Genomic DNA, 16,362 nt, shown 5'->3' with positions numbered 1-16,362 from the left:
GCGGTGCGGCCGTGGTTCTCGCAGCGGTCGCGTTACGGGTGGCCGTGGGCCGGGGCCGGCCCTCTGCCGTGATAGATTGATGGCACAACGACGCGGGGTGGAGCAGCTCGGTAGCTCGCTGGGCTCATAACCCAGAGGTCGCAGGTTCAAATCCTGTCCCCGCTACGGAAAGCCGAAGGCCTGGATCCGAACGGATCCGGGCCTTCGTCATGCGTTCGGGTCGATCCTGAGGAAGGCCGGGTCGCGCGGCCTATGTAGGGAACCTGTGTGCTTGAGTTTGACAAGTCGCCGTGTCGGGAAGTCGACAAACCGCTGAAGTGACCTCACTGGCTGCGGTATACCAGGTGTACGCGGGTTACAGGTGATGCGACGATGGGTCTTATGGGGGACAAGGCAAGGTTGTTGGAGACGGACCGGTTTGTGCATGCGCCCGACGGCGGGCGCGAATCCGAGCTGCAGATGGACGCGATGGAGGCCGCGGAGGCCGCCGAAGCGTCCGATGCCGTGACCGAGACCGGCCACCGACGGGCGGCCGAGGCGGGCGACACCGCCGCGATGAGTGCCCTCGGCGCGATGCTGCTGCGCCGCGGTGACCTCGACGGCGCCGAGCCGCATCTGCGCTCCGCGGCCGCCGCCGGGGACCGCGCCGCGGCCAACAACCTCGGCGTTCTGCTGCACCAGCGCGGCTACGGGGACGAGGCGGCCGGCTGGTGGCGGATCGCCGCCGTCGCCGGCTCCGCCGCCGCCGCGCACGCCCTGGGCCGGCACTACCGCGAGCGCGGCGACGAGCCGGCCGCCGAGTACTGGCTGCGCCAGTCCGCCGAGTCGGGCCACTGCCTGGGCGCGTACGCCCTCGCCGACCTGCTGGAGCACCGCGGCGACATCGGCGCCGAGCGCTGGTTCCGGGCCGCCGCCGAGCGGGGCCACCGCGAGGCCGCCTACCGCCTCGCCCGGCTGATCGAGGACGGCCGCGACGCGGACCGCCGGGCGGCCACCGCGTACGGCGAGCTGAACCAGCAGGAGGAGGCCGAGCAGTGGTACCGCCAGGCCGCCGCGCGCGGCCACCGCAGGGCGGCGCTGCAGCTGGGCGCGCTCCTGGAGGACCGCGGTGACGTCCAGGAGGCGGGCCGCTGGTACCTGTCCGCCGCCAAGGACGGTGAGGCGCGCGCGGCCTGCGCGCTGGGCTACCTGCTGCGCGACGCCGGTGACGAGGAGAGTGCCGCGGAGTGGTGGCGGCGCGCCGCCCAGGACGGCGACGGCAACGCCGCCAACGCGCTGGGCGCACTGCACGCCGAACGTGGCGAGCTGCAGAGCGCCGAGCGCTGGTACCGCGTCGCACTGGACGCCGGGGACGTCAACGGGGCCTACAACATCGGGCTGCTGTGCGCCCGGCAGGGCCGGGCCGGGCGTGGCGAGCAGTGGTACCGCCGCGCCGCCTACGCCGGACACCGCGAGGCCGCCAACGCGCTGGCCATCCTGCTGCTGCAGCGCGGCGACGCCTCGGGGGCCGAGCCGTGGTTCTCCAAGGCTGCCGAGGCGGGCAGCGTGGACGCCGCGTTCAACCTCGGCATCCTCTTCGCCGGGCGCGGCGAGGAGCGGATGGCGCACACCTGGTACGAGCGGGCGGCCGCGGCCGGGCACACGGAGGCGGCGCTGCAGGTCGCCATCGTGCAGCTGCGGGACGGCGAGCTCCAGCGCGCGGAGCGCAATCTGCGCTGTGCGGCCGGCGGCGGCAGCGCCGAGGCGGCCTTCCGGCTCGCGGACCTGCTGGACCGCAGGGCCGCGGCGGCGGGTGAGGGGCTGGCCGACAGCGAGCGGGCGGCGGACGACGAGAGCATGCAGTGGTACGAGCGGGCCGCCCGGCAGGGCCATCGCCGCGCCCAGGTCCGGGTTGGCATGTTCGCGGCGGCTCGGGGCGAGCTCGCCGAGGCCGCGGACTGGTACCGCACGGCGGCCGAGTCCGGCAGCCGCAACGGCGCCTTCAACCTCGGTCTGCTGCTGGCCCGAGAGGGCAGCCTGCCCGAGGCGGCCCTGTGGTGGCAGCGGGCCGCCGAGGCCGGGCACGGCCGGGCCGCCCTGCGGCTGGCGCTGATCGCCGCCCGGCGCGGCGCGCTGGCGGAGGCGCAGGCCTGGTGTGCGCGCGCTGTCGAGCTGGGGCCGCCGGAGGTGGCGGAGCGCGCGGCGCGGCTGCTTGCCGCGCTCCAGGACGAGCTCAGCGCGTAGCGCGTGCCTTCCGGTTCGGGGGCCGGCCCGGAAGGCAGGCCCTGCCGGCCCGTGGGGAGCCCGGAAGGCCCGGGGTCGGGGGTCGGTTCCCGGGCGGTGGGGAAGGGATTTGCGCTGGTCGTCGGGCTGGGGTTAGAGTAAAGCCACAACGACGCGGGGTGGAGCAGCTCGGTAGCTCGCTGGGCTCATAACCCAGAGGTCGCAGGTTCAAATCCTGTCCCCGCTACTCACAGGCCAAGGCCCGGATTCCATGGGATCCGGGCCTTCGTCGTGTCTGCGGGCCCTCACGGCCGCCTCCGCCGCTGCCCACGGGCCGCGGTCGACGGGCTCGCCGGAGGGCAGAGGAGCCGGTGCGGGGCGCACGGAAGAGCCCGCGGCCGGACGGGCGCGGGCTCTCGGGTCTGAAGTGCGGCGTGGCCCGCCGGAACGGGGGCGGGCGCGCCGGTGCGTCAGTGCGTGCCGCTGCAGTGCGGGCAGATGCCCCGGTAGGTCACCGTGACCTCGGAGACCTGGAAGCCGTAGCGCTCCGGCTCGGGGAGGGCGGACAGCGGGTCGCCCTGGACGTGCACATCGCGGATCGTGCCGCACTGCGAGCAGACGAGGTGCTGGTGGTCGTGATGGGCGTTGGGGTCGTAGCGCTTGGCGCGGCCGTCCGTGCTCACCTCGATCACCTCCCCGAGCGAGACCAGCTCGCCCAGGGTGTTGTAGACGGTGGCGCGGGAGATCTCCGGGAGTCGTTCGGATGCCAGCGCGTGCACTTCGTCAGCGGTGTAGTGGACGTGGTCCCCGTCGAGGACCTCGGCGACGACGCGTCGCTGCGCGGTCAGCCGCCAGCCGCGTCCCCGGAGCCGTTCCAGCAGGTCACTCATGCCAATCACCTATCAGTCAGATAGAGCCAGGGTAGCAGTGGCCGGTCCATCACCGGATTGTGTATGGCTTTCATGCGCTTCTTGACTTAGACAATGTCCAATGTAGGATCGGGTTCGGCGCAAGCCAAGGGCAGGTGTAGAAGACTTCAGGAGGCGCACGTGTCGGTAGAGAGCAGCACCGGACCGCTGACCACGGAGACCGGGGCTCCGGTCGCGGACAACCAGAACAGCGAGACGGCCGGCATCGGCGGACCCGGCCTCATCCAGGACCAGCTCCTGATCGAGAAGCTGGCGCACTTCAACCGCGAGCGCATCCCGGAGCGCATCGTGCACGCCCGTGGCGCCGGCGCGTACGGCACGTTCACGGTGACCGCGGACGTGACCAAGTACACCCGTGCCAAGTTCCTCTCCGAGGTCGGCAAGCAGACCGAGACCTTCCTGCGCTTCTCCACGGTCGCGGGCAACCTCGGTGCGGCCGACGCGGTGCGTGACCCGCGCGGTTTCGCGCTGAAGTTCTACACCGAGGAGGGCAACTACGACCTCGTCGGCAACAACACCCCGGTGTTCTTCATCAAGGACGCCATCAAGTTCCCGGACTTCATCCACACCCAGAAGCGCGACCCGTACACCGGCTCGCAGGAGGCGGACAACGTCTGGGACTTCTGGGGTCTGTCGCCCGAGTCCACCCACCAGGTGACCTGGCTGTTCGGTGACCGCGGCATCCCGGCTTCGTACCGCCACCTCAACGGCTACGGCTCGCACACCTTCCAGTGGAACAACGAGGCGGGCGAGGTCTTCTGGGTCAAGTACCACTTCAAGACCGACCAGGGCATCAAGAACCTCACCCAGGACGAGGCCAACAAGCTCGCCGGTGAGGACCCGGACAGCCACCAGCGTGACCTGCGCACGGCCATCGAGCGGGGCGACTTCCCGACCTGGACCGTGCAGGTGCAGATCATGCCCGCGGCCGACGCGGCGAACTACCGCTTCAACCCGTTCGACCTGACCAAGGTCTGGCCGCACGAGGACTACCCGCCGATCGAGATCGGCAAGCTGGAGCTCAACCGCAACCCGCAGAACATCTTCGCCGAGGTCGAGCAGTCGATCTTCTCCCCGCACCACTTCGTGCCGGGCATCGGCCCGTCCCCCGACAAGATGCTGCAGGGCCGGCTCTTCGCGTACGGCGACGCGCACCGCTACCGCGTCGGCATCAACGCCGACCACCTGCCGGTCAACCGCCCGCACGCCACCGAGGCGCGCACCCACGGCCGGGACGGGCTGCTCTACGACGGTCGCCACGCGGGCCAGAAGAACTACGAGCCCAACAGCTTCGGCGGCCCGGTCGAGACCGGCCGGCCGCTGTGGCAGCCGGCGCCCGTCACCGGCGCCACGGGCGAGCAGGCCGCGCCCTCGCACGCCGAGGACAACGACTTCGTCCAGGCCGGCAACCTCTACCGCCTGATGTCGGAGGACGAGAAGGAGCGCCTGATCGACAACCTGGCGGGCTTCATCGCCCAGGTCTCCCGCGACGACATCGCCCAGCGGGCGATCGAGAACTTCCGCAAGGCGGACGCGGACTACGGCAAGCGGCTGGAAGCCGCGGTCCAGGCCCTGCGCGGCTGACATGGGCCCTGTGCGGCCGGGCTGCCACCGCTCTCGCGGATGCGGTGGCTCGCCGTGGGGGTTGCCCGGGTGCCGCTTGCCGTAACAACCGAAGAGGCCGGATGCCGATGGGCTCCGGCCTCTTCGCGTATCCGGCCCTGGTCAGGCCGGTACGGCACCCGCTCGTGCGGCGGCGGGTGACCAGCAGCGGATGATGTCGCGCACGGAGACGACGCCGACCGGCTCATGGCCGTCCAGCACGATCAGATGGCGGAAGCCACCGCGCACCATGGCGTCCGCGGCGTCGTCCAGGGTCCAGTCCGGGGCGGCGAAGACCACGTCGGGGGTGGTGTGGGTCTGGGCGGTCTCCCGGTCGGGGTTCTCGCCCGCGCCCAGCGAGTTGAGGATGTCGCGCTCGGTGAGGATGCCGATGCCGCTGTTGTCGTTGTCGAGGACCACGGCCGAGCCGATGCGGCGGGCCGCCATCAGCTGCGCCGCCTGGCGGAGGGTGTGAGCGGGCCCGATGGTGAGGACCACCGTGCTCATGGCGTCTTTGACGTACATGGGCATGGAGCGGAGCCACCTCCTTGGTGAATGTGCTTGCGAAGGAATTCACAAGTTCACAAAGTGGGGGATTCTCATGTTCACATGCCGTCGTCGATGCAACAAGGGGCGGGTGCTGGACGCCAGTCCGATTGCCCGCCCCCTCAACTGCGTTGGCGCAGGTCAGCGCTTGTCGTCGCCGAGATAGCCGAGCAGATCCTCGTGCAGCAGGCCGTTGGAGGCCGCGGCGTTGCCGCTGTGCGGACCGGGCTTGCCGTCCAGGCCGGAGAACTGACCCCCCGCCTCCTTCACCACCACCGCGCAGGCCGCCATGTCCCACAGCGAGAGCTCCGGCTCCGCGCAGATGTCCACCGAACCCTCGGCGACCATCATGTACGGCCAGAAGTCGCCGTAGGCCCGGGTGCGCCAGCAGTCCCGGCTCAGGTCGAGGAAGCCCGCGAGGTTGCCGCGCTCCTCCCAGCCGGTCAGCGAGGAGTACGCGAACGACGCGTCCTGGATGCGGCCGACCCTGGACACATGCAGCCGGGTCGCGGAGGTCAGGCTGCGGCCGGTGAAGGCCCCCAGGCCCTCCGCGGCCCACCAGCGGCGGTTGAGCGCCGGCGCGGAGACGATGCCGACCACCGGGCGGTCGCCGCCCTCGCCGCGCTCCATCAGCGCGATCAGCGTCGCCCAGACCGGCACGCCGCGGACGTAGTTCTTCGTGCCGTCGATCGGGTCGATGATCCAGCGGCGCGGCCCCGCGCCCTCGCTGCCGAACTCCTCGCCGAGCACCGCGTCCCGTGGCCGGGCCCGCTGGAGCTGGCTGCGGATCAGCTCCTCGGCGCTCTTGTCCGCCTCGCTCACCGGCGTCATGTCCGGTTTGGTCTCGACCTTGAGGTCGAGCGCCTTGAAGCGCTCCATGGTGGCGGCGTCCGCGGCGTCGGCGAGTACATGGCCGAGGCGAAGATCATCGTGATAGTCGGGCATGTGCGAACAGTATCCATTGGTATACGCCGGAGCCACACGGCCACGGTCCGCCGGGCGTGTGGCGTGCTCCGGCCGGGGGGCGGCGCCGGAGCGCGGCATGCGCGGGGGCGCGGGGCGATGGTGCCGTCACGCCCCTTGACAGCCCCTGATGCCACGTCAATTCTGTGCGAAAACCGGCCACCTGGGCCGGCGTCCGGGGAGGCGATGGATGTCCGCAGCGCGTGAATCCCTGCTGGATGCCGCCTATACGGCATTGCTGGCCCGGGCCTGGACGGCCGTACGGATGGTCGATGTCGCCGCCGCGGCCGGCGTCTCCCGGCAGACGCTCTACAACGAGTTCGGCAGCAAGGAGGGCCTCGCCCGCGCCCTGGTGCGCCGGGAGACCGACGGCTACCTCGCCGGGGTCGCCCGGGCACTGGCCCGCGGCGGCACCCCGGACGCCGGGACGCGGGCCGACGCGGCGGCCCGGATGGCGGCCGTGGCCACCTGGACGCTGCGCACCGCACGCGTCAACCCCCTGGTCAAGGCCGCGCTGACCGGCTGTTGGGGAGACCGGCTGCCGGCTCCGGCGGCGGACCCGGCCCCGACCGGGAGCGCCCGGCCGGGCGTCCCCGCGCAGCGCGGGGCGCCGTCCGCCGAGGGGCCGCTGCCCGAGCCCGCCGAGCTCGTCGGCCGGCTCCGCGATCAGGCCGTCGCGGTGCTGGAGCCGGGCTGGCCCGAGGAGGAGCGGGCCGCCCTGGGCGCCGCCTGCGAGACCGCGGCGCGGCTGACGCTGTCCTGTGTGGTCGCCCCGGCGGCGGGGGCGGGGCCGGCGCCGGGACGCCTGCCGGCGCGCCGGACGCGACGGGAGGCGGAGACGGAGGCGGTGTCGCGGCTCGTACGGGGGGCCTTCGCGCGGCTGCCGGACGGTGCGGAGCCGGGCGCCCGGCACTGACGGGACGTCACCGCGGAGGCGGGCGCGCGGCGGCCGGCGGGCTCACACCCGGTGCGCCGCCGCCACCGCCCCCGGACCTCAGTGCGCGGACCCCGACAACTGCAGCCCGATCACGCCCACGATGACCATCGTGATGGAGACGATCTTCAGCGTGGAGACCAGGTCGCCGAGGAAGACCATGCCGTAGATCGCGGTGCCCGCCGCGCCGATGCCGGTCCACACCGCGTACGCCGGGCCGACGTCCAGCTTGCGCAGCGCCAGCGTCAGCAGGCCGAAGCTGCCCAGCGCGAAGACGGCGAAGGCGATGGTCGGGTACAGACGGGTGAAGCCGTGCGAGAGCTTCAGACAGACCGCGAAGCCGGTCTCCAGGAGCCCCGCCACCACCACCAGCAGCCACGCCATGACCCATTGCCTCCGTCAGCTGGATGAGTGGCGGCAGGACGTCACCTGCACTCATCTGGAGCCCCGTCCGGGCGGGCAGGGCCCCGATACCAGTTCGCCGGCCTTGTGTGATTATGCCTTCAACCAGGGCGGGCGGCAGGGGAGGCGCCGGCGGTCAGTCGCCCTCGCGTCGCTCGCGGGTGGCCAGCAGACGGCGCAGCGAATAGAGGCGGGCCGGTTCGGCGTGACCGTCGCCGACCCAGGCGTCCAGCGCGCAGTCCTGCTCGTCATGGCTGCAGGCGCGCGGGCACTCGGCGGTGCCCGGCTCCAGGTCGGGGAAGGCGTGGATGACCCGGGACGGGTCGATGTGCGCCAGCCCGAAGGAGCGCACCCCCGGGGTGTCGATGACCCAGCCCGAGTCGCCGGGCAGCGGCAGCGCCAGCGCGGAGGTGGTGGTGTGCCGGCCGCGGCCGGTGACCGCGTTGACATGCCCGGTGGCCCGACGGCGCTCCGGGACCAGGGCGTTGACCAGGGTCGTCTTGCCGACGCCGGAGTGCCCGACGAACGCCGTCATACGGCCCGTCAGCTGTTCCCGTACCCGCTCGGCGGCGCTGCCGTCGGCCAGTTCGTCGCGGTTGGTGACGACGTAGGGGACGCCCAGCGCGCCGTAGGACTCCAACAGGGCGTCGGCGGACGCCAGATCGGACTTGGTCAGCACCAGCAGCGGGTCCAGCCCGGCGTCGTAGGCGGCGACCAGGCAGCGGTCGATGAGCCGGGGGCGCGGCTCGGGGTCGGCGAGCGCGGTGACGATCGCGAGCTGGTCGGCGTTGGCGACCACGACCCGCTCGTAGGGGTCGTCGTCATCGGCCGTACGGCGCAGCGTCGAGGTGCGCGGCTCGACCCGGACGATCCGGGCGAGGGTGTCCTTGGTGCCGCTCAGATCGCCGACGACGGCGACCCGGTCACCGACCACCGCGCTCTTGCGGCCCAGTTCGCGGGCCTTCATCGCGGTGACCGTACGGCCCTCGATGAGGCAGGTCAGCCGGCCGCGGTCGACGGTCAGGACCAGGCCCGCGCCGGCGTCCTCGTGCTTGGGGCGGATGTTGGTGCGCGGGCGGTTGCCCTTGGGGTTGGGACGGACGCGGATGTCGTCCTCGTCGGGGTTCTTGCCGTAGCGGCGCATGGCGGCGGTACCCCTCAGGCTCTCCGGGCGGGGACGGCCGCCGGGTCGAGCATGTCCTGCCACAGCGCGGGGAAGTCCGGCAGGGTCTTGGCGGTGGTGGCGACGTTCTCCACCTCCACGCCCTCGACCGCGAGTCCGATCACCGCGGCGGCGGTGGCCAGGCGGTGGTCCTCGTAGGTGTGGAAGATCCCGCCGTGCAGCGGGCGCGGCCGGATGTGCAGCCCGTCCGCGGTCTCGGTGACGTCGCCGCCGAGTTCGTTGAGCTCCTTGGTCAGCGCGGCCAGCCGGTCGGTCTCGTGCAGCCGGAGGTGCGCCACCCCGCGCAGCGTGGACGGGGAGTCGGCCAGCGCGGCGACCGCGGCGATGCCCGGGGTCAGCTCGCCGACCTCGCTCAGGTCGACGTCGATGCCGTGGATCCGGCCGCTGCCGGTGAAGGTCAGGCCGTGCTCGGTCAGCTCGCAGGAGCCGCCCATGGTGGTGAAGATCTCGCGCAGCGCGTCACCGGGCTGGGTGGTGTGCTCGGGCCAGTCCGGGATGGTGACCCGGCCGCCGGTGACCAGCGCAGCGGCCAGGAACGGCTGGGCGTTGGACAGGTCCGGCTCGACGACCAGGTCGCGGCCGAGCAGCGCGCCCGGCGTGACCCGCCAGACGTTCGGCTCGCCGCCGGCCTCGGGGGTGTCCACCTGCGCGCCGACGCTGCGCAGCATGTCGACGGTCATCCGGATGTGCGGCATCGACGGCAGCGCCGCGCCGACGTGCCGGACCTCGACGCCCTGGTTGAAGCGCGGCGCGGACAGCAGCAGGGCGCTGACGAACTGCGAGGAGGAGGAGGCGTCGATCTCGACCGGGCCGCCGTCCAGGGCGCCGCCGCCGAAGACGGTCATCGGGAGCGCGCCGCGGTGGTCGTCGTCGATCCGGGCGCCCAGGGCGCGCAGGGCGTCGATGACGCCGCCGAGCGGGCGCTCGTAGGAGCGCGGGTCGCCGTCGAAGCGGATCGGGCCGTCGGCGAGGGCGGCGACCGGCGGCAGGAAGCGCATGACCGTGCCGGCGTTGCCGACGTCGATGGTGGCCGGGCCGTGCAGCCCCGCCGGGATGATCCGCCAGGCCTCGCCGCCGCCGGGCCGCCCCGCCGCGCCGGCGGAGCTGGAGGACGCGGTCTCCTCGATGCCGACGCCCATCGTGCGCAGCGCCTCGGCCATCAGCAGCGTGTCGCGGGAGCGCAGCGGGCGGCGCAGCCAGCCGGGCTCGGAGGAGAGGGCGGCCAGGACCAGGCCGCGGTTGGTGACCGATTTGGAGCCGGGCACGGTGACGGTTGCATCGACGGCCCCCGCGGCGAGGGGGGCGGGCCACAGGGCGGGGTGTGCGGGGCTCTCGGTCATGCCCTTACTTTAATGGCTGGGCAAGGGTGCCGATCTTGATCAAAAGTGGCGCAACCTCACCGAAACACGGCACTGGTAGTGAGCACGCGTGCCGGGCGCGCACAACCGGCGGTCACACCGGGCGCGGTGGTGCGTGAGGGCGGCCGCCGGCGGCGTAATCAGAGGCCGAGCAGCCAGCGTCCGCCGCCGATCAGGGAGCACAGCGTCACCACGTGGAACAGGCCGAGCCAGAGGGCCGCCGGGACGTTCGTCAGCCGGGCCAGCTGGTCCGGATCGGAGTCCTCGGCTCCACCCCGACGCCGCTTTCCCTGCAGCTCGAAGGGCGGCCGCACCCCGCCCAGCAGCAGGAACCACACCACCGCATACGCGAACGCCGCCTGCACGTCGGCCGTCGTCAGCCAGGACACCAGCACGAACGCCGCCCCGGTCAGGACGACCGTGAGCACGCCGTAGGCATTGCGGATCATGACCAGCATCGCCAGCAGCAGGGCGGTCGCGCCCCACAGCAGCGCCGTGGTGTGCCCCGCGGCGAGCAGCGCGGCGCCCGCCAGGCCCAGCAGGGACGGTGCGACGTACCCGGCCGCCGCGGTCAGCACCATGCCGAGGCCGGTCGGCTTGCCACGCGAGACGGTCAGACCCGAGGTGTCCGAGTGCAGCCGGATGCCGTCCAGGCGGCGGCCGGTGACCAGCGCGATCAGCCCGTGCCCCCCCTCGTGGGCGATGGTGACGGCGTTGCGCGACAGTCGCCAGGCGGTCCTCGGGACGACGGCGCCCAGCGCGAGCACCGCGGTGACGATCACCAGCCAGAGCGAAGGAGCGGGCTGGGTCCCGAAGACGCGGCTCCATATGTCGGTGAGGTGGTCGGTGTCCATGTCTCCCCTTCGTGTGGCATGGCAGTGTGGCATGCATGTGCGGTAGGTATGCAGCGAGTCGACGGGCCGAGGACGTGGCGGGGCTCTTCGGCGTGCGGCAGTGGGAGCCGAAGGAGACCCTGGCGCCCAGTTGGAACGTGGCTCCGACGGATCCGGTGCACGTGGTGCTGGAGCGTCCCCTCAAGGGCGAGGCGGCCGCGGCGTTCCCGCCGGGCCCGGTGCGCCAGCTGCGGACGCTGAAGTGGGGCCTGGTCCCGTCGTGGTCGAAGTCACCCGAGGGCGCCGCGCGGATGATCAACGCACGGTCCGAGACGGTGCACGAGAAGCCGTCCTTCCGGCAGGCGTTCGCCACCCGCCGCTGCCTGCTCCCCGGCGACGGCTACTTCGAGTGGGTCACCGACGCCGCCGAGCGGCAGCTGGAGGAGCAGGGCAGGAAGAAGCGGCCCCGTAAGCAGCCCTACTTCGTCACGCCCGCGGACGGCTCGGTGATGGCGATGGCCGGGCTGTACGAGTTCTGGCGGGACCGGACGCTGCCCGGCGACCACCCGCTGGCCTGGTGGGTGACCTGCACGGTCGTCACCACCGAGGCCGAGACCACCCCGCTGGCCGGGGCGGGCGGCGGCGAGGGGCCGCAGTCGCTGGCCGAGATCCACCCCCGGATGCCGCTGGTGCTGACCCCGGACCGCTGGGACGCCTGGCTCGACCCGGCCCGTACGGACCCCGACGAGCTGCGCGGACTGCTCGCGCCCCCGCCGCCCGGCCTGATGCGCGCCTACCCCGTCCCCACCGAGGTCAGCAACGTCCGCAACAACGGGCCCGAGCTGCTCACCGAGCTCGACGGGCCGGAGGTCGGCACCCTGTTCTGACGGCGGCCCGCCGCGGGCGCCGGCGTGCTGCGGTGTCCCTCCGCGCGCCGGCGCGGGCAGGATGGGGCGTATGAGTACAGGGGCGATGGAGACCGAGACGGTCGCGACACCGGCGGGCGACGCCCGGATCACCTGGCACCGCGACGCGACGCCGGCCCGGGCCGTGGTGGCCCTGAGCCACGGCGCCGGCGGCGGCATCGAGGCACGCGATCTGCGGGCCCTGGCGGCCGCGCTGCCGGCCCGCGGCTACACCGTGGCGCTGGTCGAGCAGCCGTGGCGGGTGGCCGGCAAGAAGGTGGCGCCCGCGCCGAAGACCCTGGACGCCGGGTGGACCGCGCTGTGGCCGGCGCTGGAGAAGCCGGGCCTGCCGGTGGTCGCCGGCGGCCGGAGCGCGGGTGCCCGGGTGGCCTGCCGTACGGCACGCGAGCTGGGCGCCGAGGCGGTACTGGCGCTCAGCTTCCCGCTGCACCCTCCGGGGCGGCCGGAGAAGTCCCGGGCGGACGAGCTGACCGGCGCCGGGGTGCCGACCCTGGTCGTGCAGGGCGGCCGCGACCCGTTCGGCCGGCCGGCGGAGTTCCCGCCGGGGACGCGGATCACCGAGGTCGCGCACGGCGACCACGGCTTCGCGGTGCCGAAGAAGGCGGGCGTCGGCGAGGCGGAGTCGATGGCGGTGATCACGGCGGCCGTGGCGGCCTGGCTCGACGGGATGTTCGGCTGACCTCACCGCCGGCCCGGCCGCGGCTCACCCCTGCCCGCGCGGCCGGGCCCGTACGTGCATCCGCTCGCCCTGCCTGCCGAACAGGCTCAGCAGCTCCACCGGCTCGTCGCCCGCGGGGCCGAACCAGTGCGGCAGCCGGGTGTCGAACTCGGCGGCCTCGCCGGCCCGCAGCTCCACATCGCGGTCGGCGAGCAGCAGCCGCAGCCGCCCGGACAGGACGTAGAACCACTCGTACCCCTCGTGCGTACGCAGCTCCGGTGGCCCGCCGCCCGGGTCGATGACCAGCTTGAACGCCTGCAGTGCGCCCGGCTGGCGGGTCAGCGGCACCACCGTGCGGTCCCCGCGCCGCACCGGTACCGCCCGTACCCGCGGATCGCCCACCTCCGGCGCCCCCACCAGCTCGTCCAGCGGTACCTGGTGCGCGTGCGCGAGCGGCAGCAGCAGTTCGAGGGTGGCCCGGCGGCCGCCGGACTCCAGGCGCGAGAGGGTGCTCACCGAGATGCCGGTCACCTCGGACAGTGCGGCGAGCGTCACCCCGCGCTCCTGGCGCAGCCGGCGCAGCCGCGGGCCCACCTCGCTGAGCACCCGTTCGTAGGCGCTGCCGCCTGCGCCGTCCGTGCCGTCCGTGTCGTCCCGTGCTGTGTCGTCCACCCCTCCATTGCCGAAGGGGCAACGCGGTTTGTCAACTCCTGGCGAAGATCGGGGCCCGGAGCGGGAATGACCCGGCGTATGCGGCTGTTGTGGGTGTCGTAGGTAGTGGAGTACGTCCGGCGAAGCATGAGGAATGGGAGTCCGCCGCATGGGAATCGCTTGCCCGGCCCGCCCGGCCGCAGACCTGCCGTGGTCGCAGATGCAGGTGACGCAGCCCGCCCTGGCTGGAGCGGCGGCGGCACCGGATCGTCGTCTATTCTCCGATTCGAGTGGGTCCGCTTCCGGATCCGTGACGGTGTTGGAGGAGGTGGGTCCGGTCACCGGTACCGACGCAGGGACCGACGGCACGGCCGAGGAGCAGTCCGCGCGCCGACAGGAGAGTGCGGCCGAGCGCAACGCGCGCTTCGAGCGGGACGCGCTCACCTTCCTGGACCAGATGTACTCCGCCGCGCTGCGCATGACGCGTAATCCGGCCGATGCCGAGGACCTGGTGCAGGAGACCTACGCCAAGGCGTATGCGTCCTTCCATCAGTTCCGGGAGGGCACCAACCTCAAGGCCTGGCTGTACCGCATCCTCACGAACACCTTTATCAACTCCTACCGCAAGAAGCAGCGCGAGCCCCAGCGCAGCGCCGCCGACGAGATCGAGGACTGGCAGCTGGCGCGCGCCGAGTCGCATATGTCGACGGGCCTGCGCTCGGCCGAGTCCCAGGCGCTCGACCACCTGCCGGACTCGGACGTGAAGGCCGCGCTCCAGGCGATCCCCGAGGAGTTCCGCATCGCGGTATACCTCGCGGATGTCGAGGGGTTTGCGTACAAGGAGATCGCGGACATCATGGGGACACCCATCGGCACGGTGATGTCCCGGCTGCACCGCGGTCGGCGCCAGCTGCGCGGCATGCTGGAGGATTACGCCCGTGAGCGCGGGCTGGTCCCGGCGGGGGCGGCGGCTGCGGACCCGCAGGCCGCGCGGACGTCGGAGTCGCACGACCGGAAAGGCTCGGGATCATGAGCTGCGGAGAGCCGCACGAGAAGGACTGCTCAGAGGTCCTTGACCACCTCTACGAGTATCTCGACCGCGAGATGCCCGCCGGGGAGTGCGCGGAGTTCCAGGTGCATCTCGACGAATGCTCGCCGTGCCTGGAGAAGTACGGCCTGGAGCAGGCCGTCAAGAAGCTCGTCAAGCGCTGCTGCGGCCATGACGACGTCCCCAGCGATCTGCGCTCCAAGGTCATGGGGCGGATCGACCTGATCCGGGCCGGCGAGGCCGTGCCCGAGGTGAGCGTGCTCGACCAGGCCCGACACGAGCAGGCGCAGCGGGAGCAGGCGGACGCGGCGGCCGGCGCGGGCGAGGCCGCCGGCACGCCCGACGCGACCGGCTCCGCCGATGCACGGACGAAGGCCACGCGCGCCGAATAAGGCGGCACATCACCCGAAGGGGTGAGGGCAGGCCGGTCAGAGCCGCCCGATCCGCCGATGCGCCCTCCCCGGCGCCCCGGCCCCTCTATTCTCACCGAACCCCGGCGCACCGCGGAGGCGACGCGAGCGCACCGCGGCCGCGAGGGTTCCCCCGCTCCCCGAGAGCCGGGGGAGAGCGGTGGGCATGCTGAGGAGGGCGCGATGCGGGGACTGCCGGCGGCCGCGCGAGGGTATATCGGCTGCGTCGCGCTGGCTGCGGCGCTGTGCACCGCCCCCGCGTTACGGCTCGGTGCCGGCGCCCCCTGGACCGGCGCCCTGGCCCTGGCCACCCTCTACGCACTGTGCGAACAGGTCCGCCGCCGGCTGCCCGGCGGCCGCGCGCCGTACGGGACGCCGTCGTACGCGGGTCCCGGCTGGGCCGCCCCCGTCCTGCTCGCCGGGGCCTTTCTGCTGCCGCCGCCGCTGGCCGCGCTGACCGCCGTCCCCGGAGCGCTGCTCGCACCGGCCGACGCCCGTTGGGCCGCCGCCCGCCGGGTCTGGCACGCCGCCGTACCGGCCCTGGCCTGCTGCGCGGCCGCCGAGGTCTTCCGGGCGATCGGCCACCACCCGCTGTCCGCACCGCGGTTCCCCGATCTTCTGCTGCCCGCCGCGGCCGCCGTGGTGGCCTTCTGCGCGGTGCCGGCCGCGCTGGAGGGCGGGGTGCTGGTCACCGCCGAACGCCACCCCGTACGCACCGCCTGGCGCGGGTCGCTCACCCGCTCGCTGGGCCCGCACCTGGTGCACGGCCTGGCCGGGCTGATGATGGCCGTGCTGTGGTGCAGCTCCTACGGGCCGCCGGCGGCGCTGCTGGTGCTGCTGCCGATGCACCTGTCCTGCTGGGTCTTCGACCGCTGCCACCGCGAGCGCGCCGCCCATCAGGCCACCATCCGCGCCCTGGTCCAGGCCGTGGACATCAAGGACCGCTACACCCGCGGGCACAGTGAGCGGGTCGGCCGCGCCTCGGTGATGATCGCCCGGGAGCTGGGCATGGCGGAGGACCGGATGGAGGTGCTCCGGTTCGCCGGCATCCTGCACGACGTCGGCAAACTCGGCGTCCCGACCCGGCTGTTGCGCAAGGACGGGCCGCTGACCCCGGAGGAGCGCCGGGTCATCGAGCTGCATCCGGAGTACGGGCACGAGATCGTGCGGGGCATCGGATTCCTGGGGGAGGCGCGGTCGGCCATCCTGCACCACCACGAGCGGCTGGACGGCCGGGGCTACCCCTACGGCCTGAAAGGGCATCAGATCCCGGAGTTCGCCCGGGTGGTGGCGGTCGCCGACGCCTTCGACGCGATGACCTCGACCCGCTCCTACAGCCGGGCCCGCCCGGTGCCGGTGGCGGTCGCGGAGCTGCGCAAGTGCGCCGGCACCCAGTTCGACCCGCGGATGGTCCGGGCGCTGGCCGCGTCGCTCGCCCGCTACGGCTGGCACCCGGACCTGGTGACGGCGGCGGCCGGGGAGCCGCCTTCGGCGCGGGGCGGTAGAGGAAACGTCACGCCTGAGGGGGCGGACGGGCCGGACGGCCGCACCGTGTCGGCGGCGGTGGCGCCCGGGCCGGCGCCGGAACGGGCCGGAGGGCCCGGCGGTGGGGTCGCGGGTACCGCACGCACGGAGCGGGCCCCGGAGCCCCGGCGGGGCGGCGTGCGATGACCGCCCCCGAGGAGCCCGCCGGCCCCTGGCGCCGCGGCGCGCGGGG

The 16,362-nt window shown here is 73.3% G+C and carries 16 protein-coding genes and 2 tRNA genes; 10 read left to right on the top strand and 8 right to left on the bottom strand.

Translation table 11 applies throughout. The features are described 5' to 3' along the window. The first annotated feature begins 91 nt into the window (after positions 1-91). The 3 genes from ACFWZH_RS38620 (at position 92) to ACFWZH_RS38610 (ending at position 2,449) form a co-directional block, all read left to right on the top strand. A tRNA-Met gene (locus ACFWZH_RS38620) sits at positions 92-165 on the top strand. A gap of 207 nt (positions 166-372) precedes the next feature. Further along, entirely contained in the window at positions 373-2,223 is a 1,851-nt protein-coding gene (locus ACFWZH_RS38615; protein ID WP_384442923.1) for a sel1 repeat family protein, read from the top strand. Positions 2,224-2,375: 152 nt separating this feature from the next. Next, positions 2,376-2,449, top strand: a tRNA-Met gene (locus tag ACFWZH_RS38610). Positions 2,450-2,672: 223 nt separating this feature from the next. Here the strand turns inward: ACFWZH_RS38610 and ACFWZH_RS38605 are convergent. Then, on the bottom strand, positions 2,673-3,092 hold the full coding sequence (locus ACFWZH_RS38605) for a Fur family transcriptional regulator (protein ID WP_384442920.1): 420 nt from the start codon (positions 3,090-3,092) through the stop codon (positions 2,673-2,675). A 93-nt stretch (positions 3,093-3,185) separates the two neighbouring features. Here ACFWZH_RS38605 and ACFWZH_RS38600 point away from each other — a divergent pair, with 93 nt between their 5' ends. Then, positions 3,186-4,715: a catalase gene (locus tag ACFWZH_RS38600; RefSeq protein WP_384442917.1), complete on the top strand. Its 1,530-nt coding sequence runs from the start codon at positions 3,186-3,188 to the stop codon at positions 4,713-4,715. A gap of 141 nt (positions 4,716-4,856) precedes the next feature. Here the strand turns inward: ACFWZH_RS38600 and ACFWZH_RS38595 are convergent, their stop codons facing one another. Both ACFWZH_RS38595 and hisN read right to left on the bottom strand, forming a co-directional pair. After that, the gene (locus ACFWZH_RS38595; RefSeq protein WP_384442932.1) at positions 4,857-5,258 is read right to left on the bottom strand and encodes a cyclic nucleotide-binding/CBS domain-containing protein; all 402 of its coding nucleotides are present in this window, start codon (positions 5,256-5,258) and stop codon (positions 4,857-4,859) included. Positions 5,259-5,420: 162 nt separating this feature from the next. Further along, positions 5,421-6,224: a histidinol-phosphatase gene (gene hisN, locus ACFWZH_RS38590; RefSeq protein ID WP_384442914.1), complete on the bottom strand. Its 804-nt coding sequence runs from the start codon at positions 6,222-6,224 to the stop codon at positions 5,421-5,423. Positions 6,225-6,432: 208 nt separating this feature from the next. On the opposite strand from hisN, the gene ACFWZH_RS38585 reads away from it, so the two are divergent. Next, on the top strand, positions 6,433-7,158 hold the full coding sequence (locus ACFWZH_RS38585; RefSeq protein WP_384442911.1) for a TetR/AcrR family transcriptional regulator: 726 nt from the start codon (positions 6,433-6,435) through the stop codon (positions 7,156-7,158). A gap of 78 nt (positions 7,159-7,236) precedes the next feature. Here ACFWZH_RS38585 and ACFWZH_RS38580 read toward each other — a convergent pair whose 3' ends face one another. The 4 genes from ACFWZH_RS38580 to ACFWZH_RS38565 all read right to left on the bottom strand — a co-directional run bounded on the left by ACFWZH_RS38580 (position 7,237) and on the right by ACFWZH_RS38565 (position 10,973). Continuing rightward, positions 7,237-7,560, bottom strand: a complete 324-nt coding sequence (locus ACFWZH_RS38580) for a DMT family transporter (protein WP_384442909.1) — start codon at positions 7,558-7,560, stop codon at positions 7,237-7,239. A 154-nt stretch (positions 7,561-7,714) separates the two neighbouring features. Continuing rightward, complete coding sequence (gene rsgA / locus ACFWZH_RS38575; RefSeq protein ID WP_384442906.1) at positions 7,715-8,722, bottom strand: ribosome small subunit-dependent GTPase A; 1,008 nt, start codon at positions 8,720-8,722, stop codon at positions 7,715-7,717. Between the two features lie 14 nt (positions 8,723-8,736). After that, entirely contained in the window at positions 8,737-10,101 is a 1,365-nt protein-coding gene (gene aroA, locus ACFWZH_RS38570) for a 3-phosphoshikimate 1-carboxyvinyltransferase (protein ID WP_384442903.1), read from the bottom strand. A 158-nt stretch (positions 10,102-10,259) separates the two neighbouring features. Then, positions 10,260-10,973 (bottom strand): M50 family metallopeptidase, encoded by a 714-nt coding sequence (locus ACFWZH_RS38565; RefSeq protein ID WP_384442900.1) that lies wholly within the window; start codon positions 10,971-10,973, stop codon positions 10,260-10,262. A gap of 35 nt (positions 10,974-11,008) precedes the next feature. Between ACFWZH_RS38565 and ACFWZH_RS38560 the strand changes: the two genes are divergently transcribed. Continuing rightward, positions 11,009-11,839, top strand: a complete 831-nt coding sequence (locus ACFWZH_RS38560; protein WP_384442897.1) for an SOS response-associated peptidase — start codon at positions 11,009-11,011, stop codon at positions 11,837-11,839. An 85-nt stretch (positions 11,840-11,924) separates the two neighbouring features. Next, positions 11,925-12,557 carry an alpha/beta family hydrolase gene (locus ACFWZH_RS38555; RefSeq protein ID WP_384442929.1) on the top strand — a complete coding sequence of 211 codons (633 nt, stop codon included), beginning with the start codon at positions 11,925-11,927 and terminating at the stop codon, positions 12,555-12,557. 24 nt (positions 12,558-12,581) lie between these two features. On the opposite strand, the gene ACFWZH_RS38550 is transcribed toward ACFWZH_RS38555, so the two are convergent. After that, positions 12,582-13,208, bottom strand: coding sequence for a helix-turn-helix domain-containing protein (locus tag ACFWZH_RS38550; RefSeq protein WP_384442894.1), 627 nt, complete (start codon positions 13,206-13,208; stop codon positions 12,582-12,584). 307 nt (positions 13,209-13,515) lie between these two features. Between ACFWZH_RS38550 and ACFWZH_RS38545 the strand changes: the two genes are divergently transcribed. The 3 genes from ACFWZH_RS38545 to ACFWZH_RS38535 all read left to right on the top strand — a co-directional run bounded on the left by ACFWZH_RS38545 (position 13,516) and on the right by ACFWZH_RS38535 (position 16,316). Beyond that, positions 13,516-14,220, top strand: coding sequence for a sigma-70 family RNA polymerase sigma factor (locus ACFWZH_RS38545; protein WP_384442926.1), 705 nt, complete (start codon positions 13,516-13,518; stop codon positions 14,218-14,220). Then, positions 14,217-14,627 carry a mycothiol system anti-sigma-R factor gene (gene rsrA, locus ACFWZH_RS38540; protein ID WP_384442891.1) on the top strand — a complete coding sequence of 137 codons (411 nt, stop codon included), beginning with the start codon at positions 14,217-14,219 and terminating at the stop codon, positions 14,625-14,627. The genes ACFWZH_RS38545 and rsrA overlap by 4 nt, the downstream gene beginning before the upstream one ends. 201 nt (positions 14,628-14,828) lie before the next feature. Further along, a complete protein-coding gene (locus ACFWZH_RS38535; protein ID WP_384442888.1) occupies positions 14,829-16,316 on the top strand; it encodes an HD-GYP domain-containing protein in 1,488 nt (495 codons plus the stop codon). Positions 16,317-16,362 lie beyond the last annotated feature (46 nt).

This window comes from Streptomyces sp. NPDC059008, assembly GCF_042749045.1.
Classification (GTDB): domain Bacteria; phylum Actinomycetota; class Actinomycetes; order Streptomycetales; family Streptomycetaceae; genus Streptomyces.
Note: the sequence above shows the minus strand (reverse complement) of the source record. Positions and strands in the feature narration are given on the sequence as shown.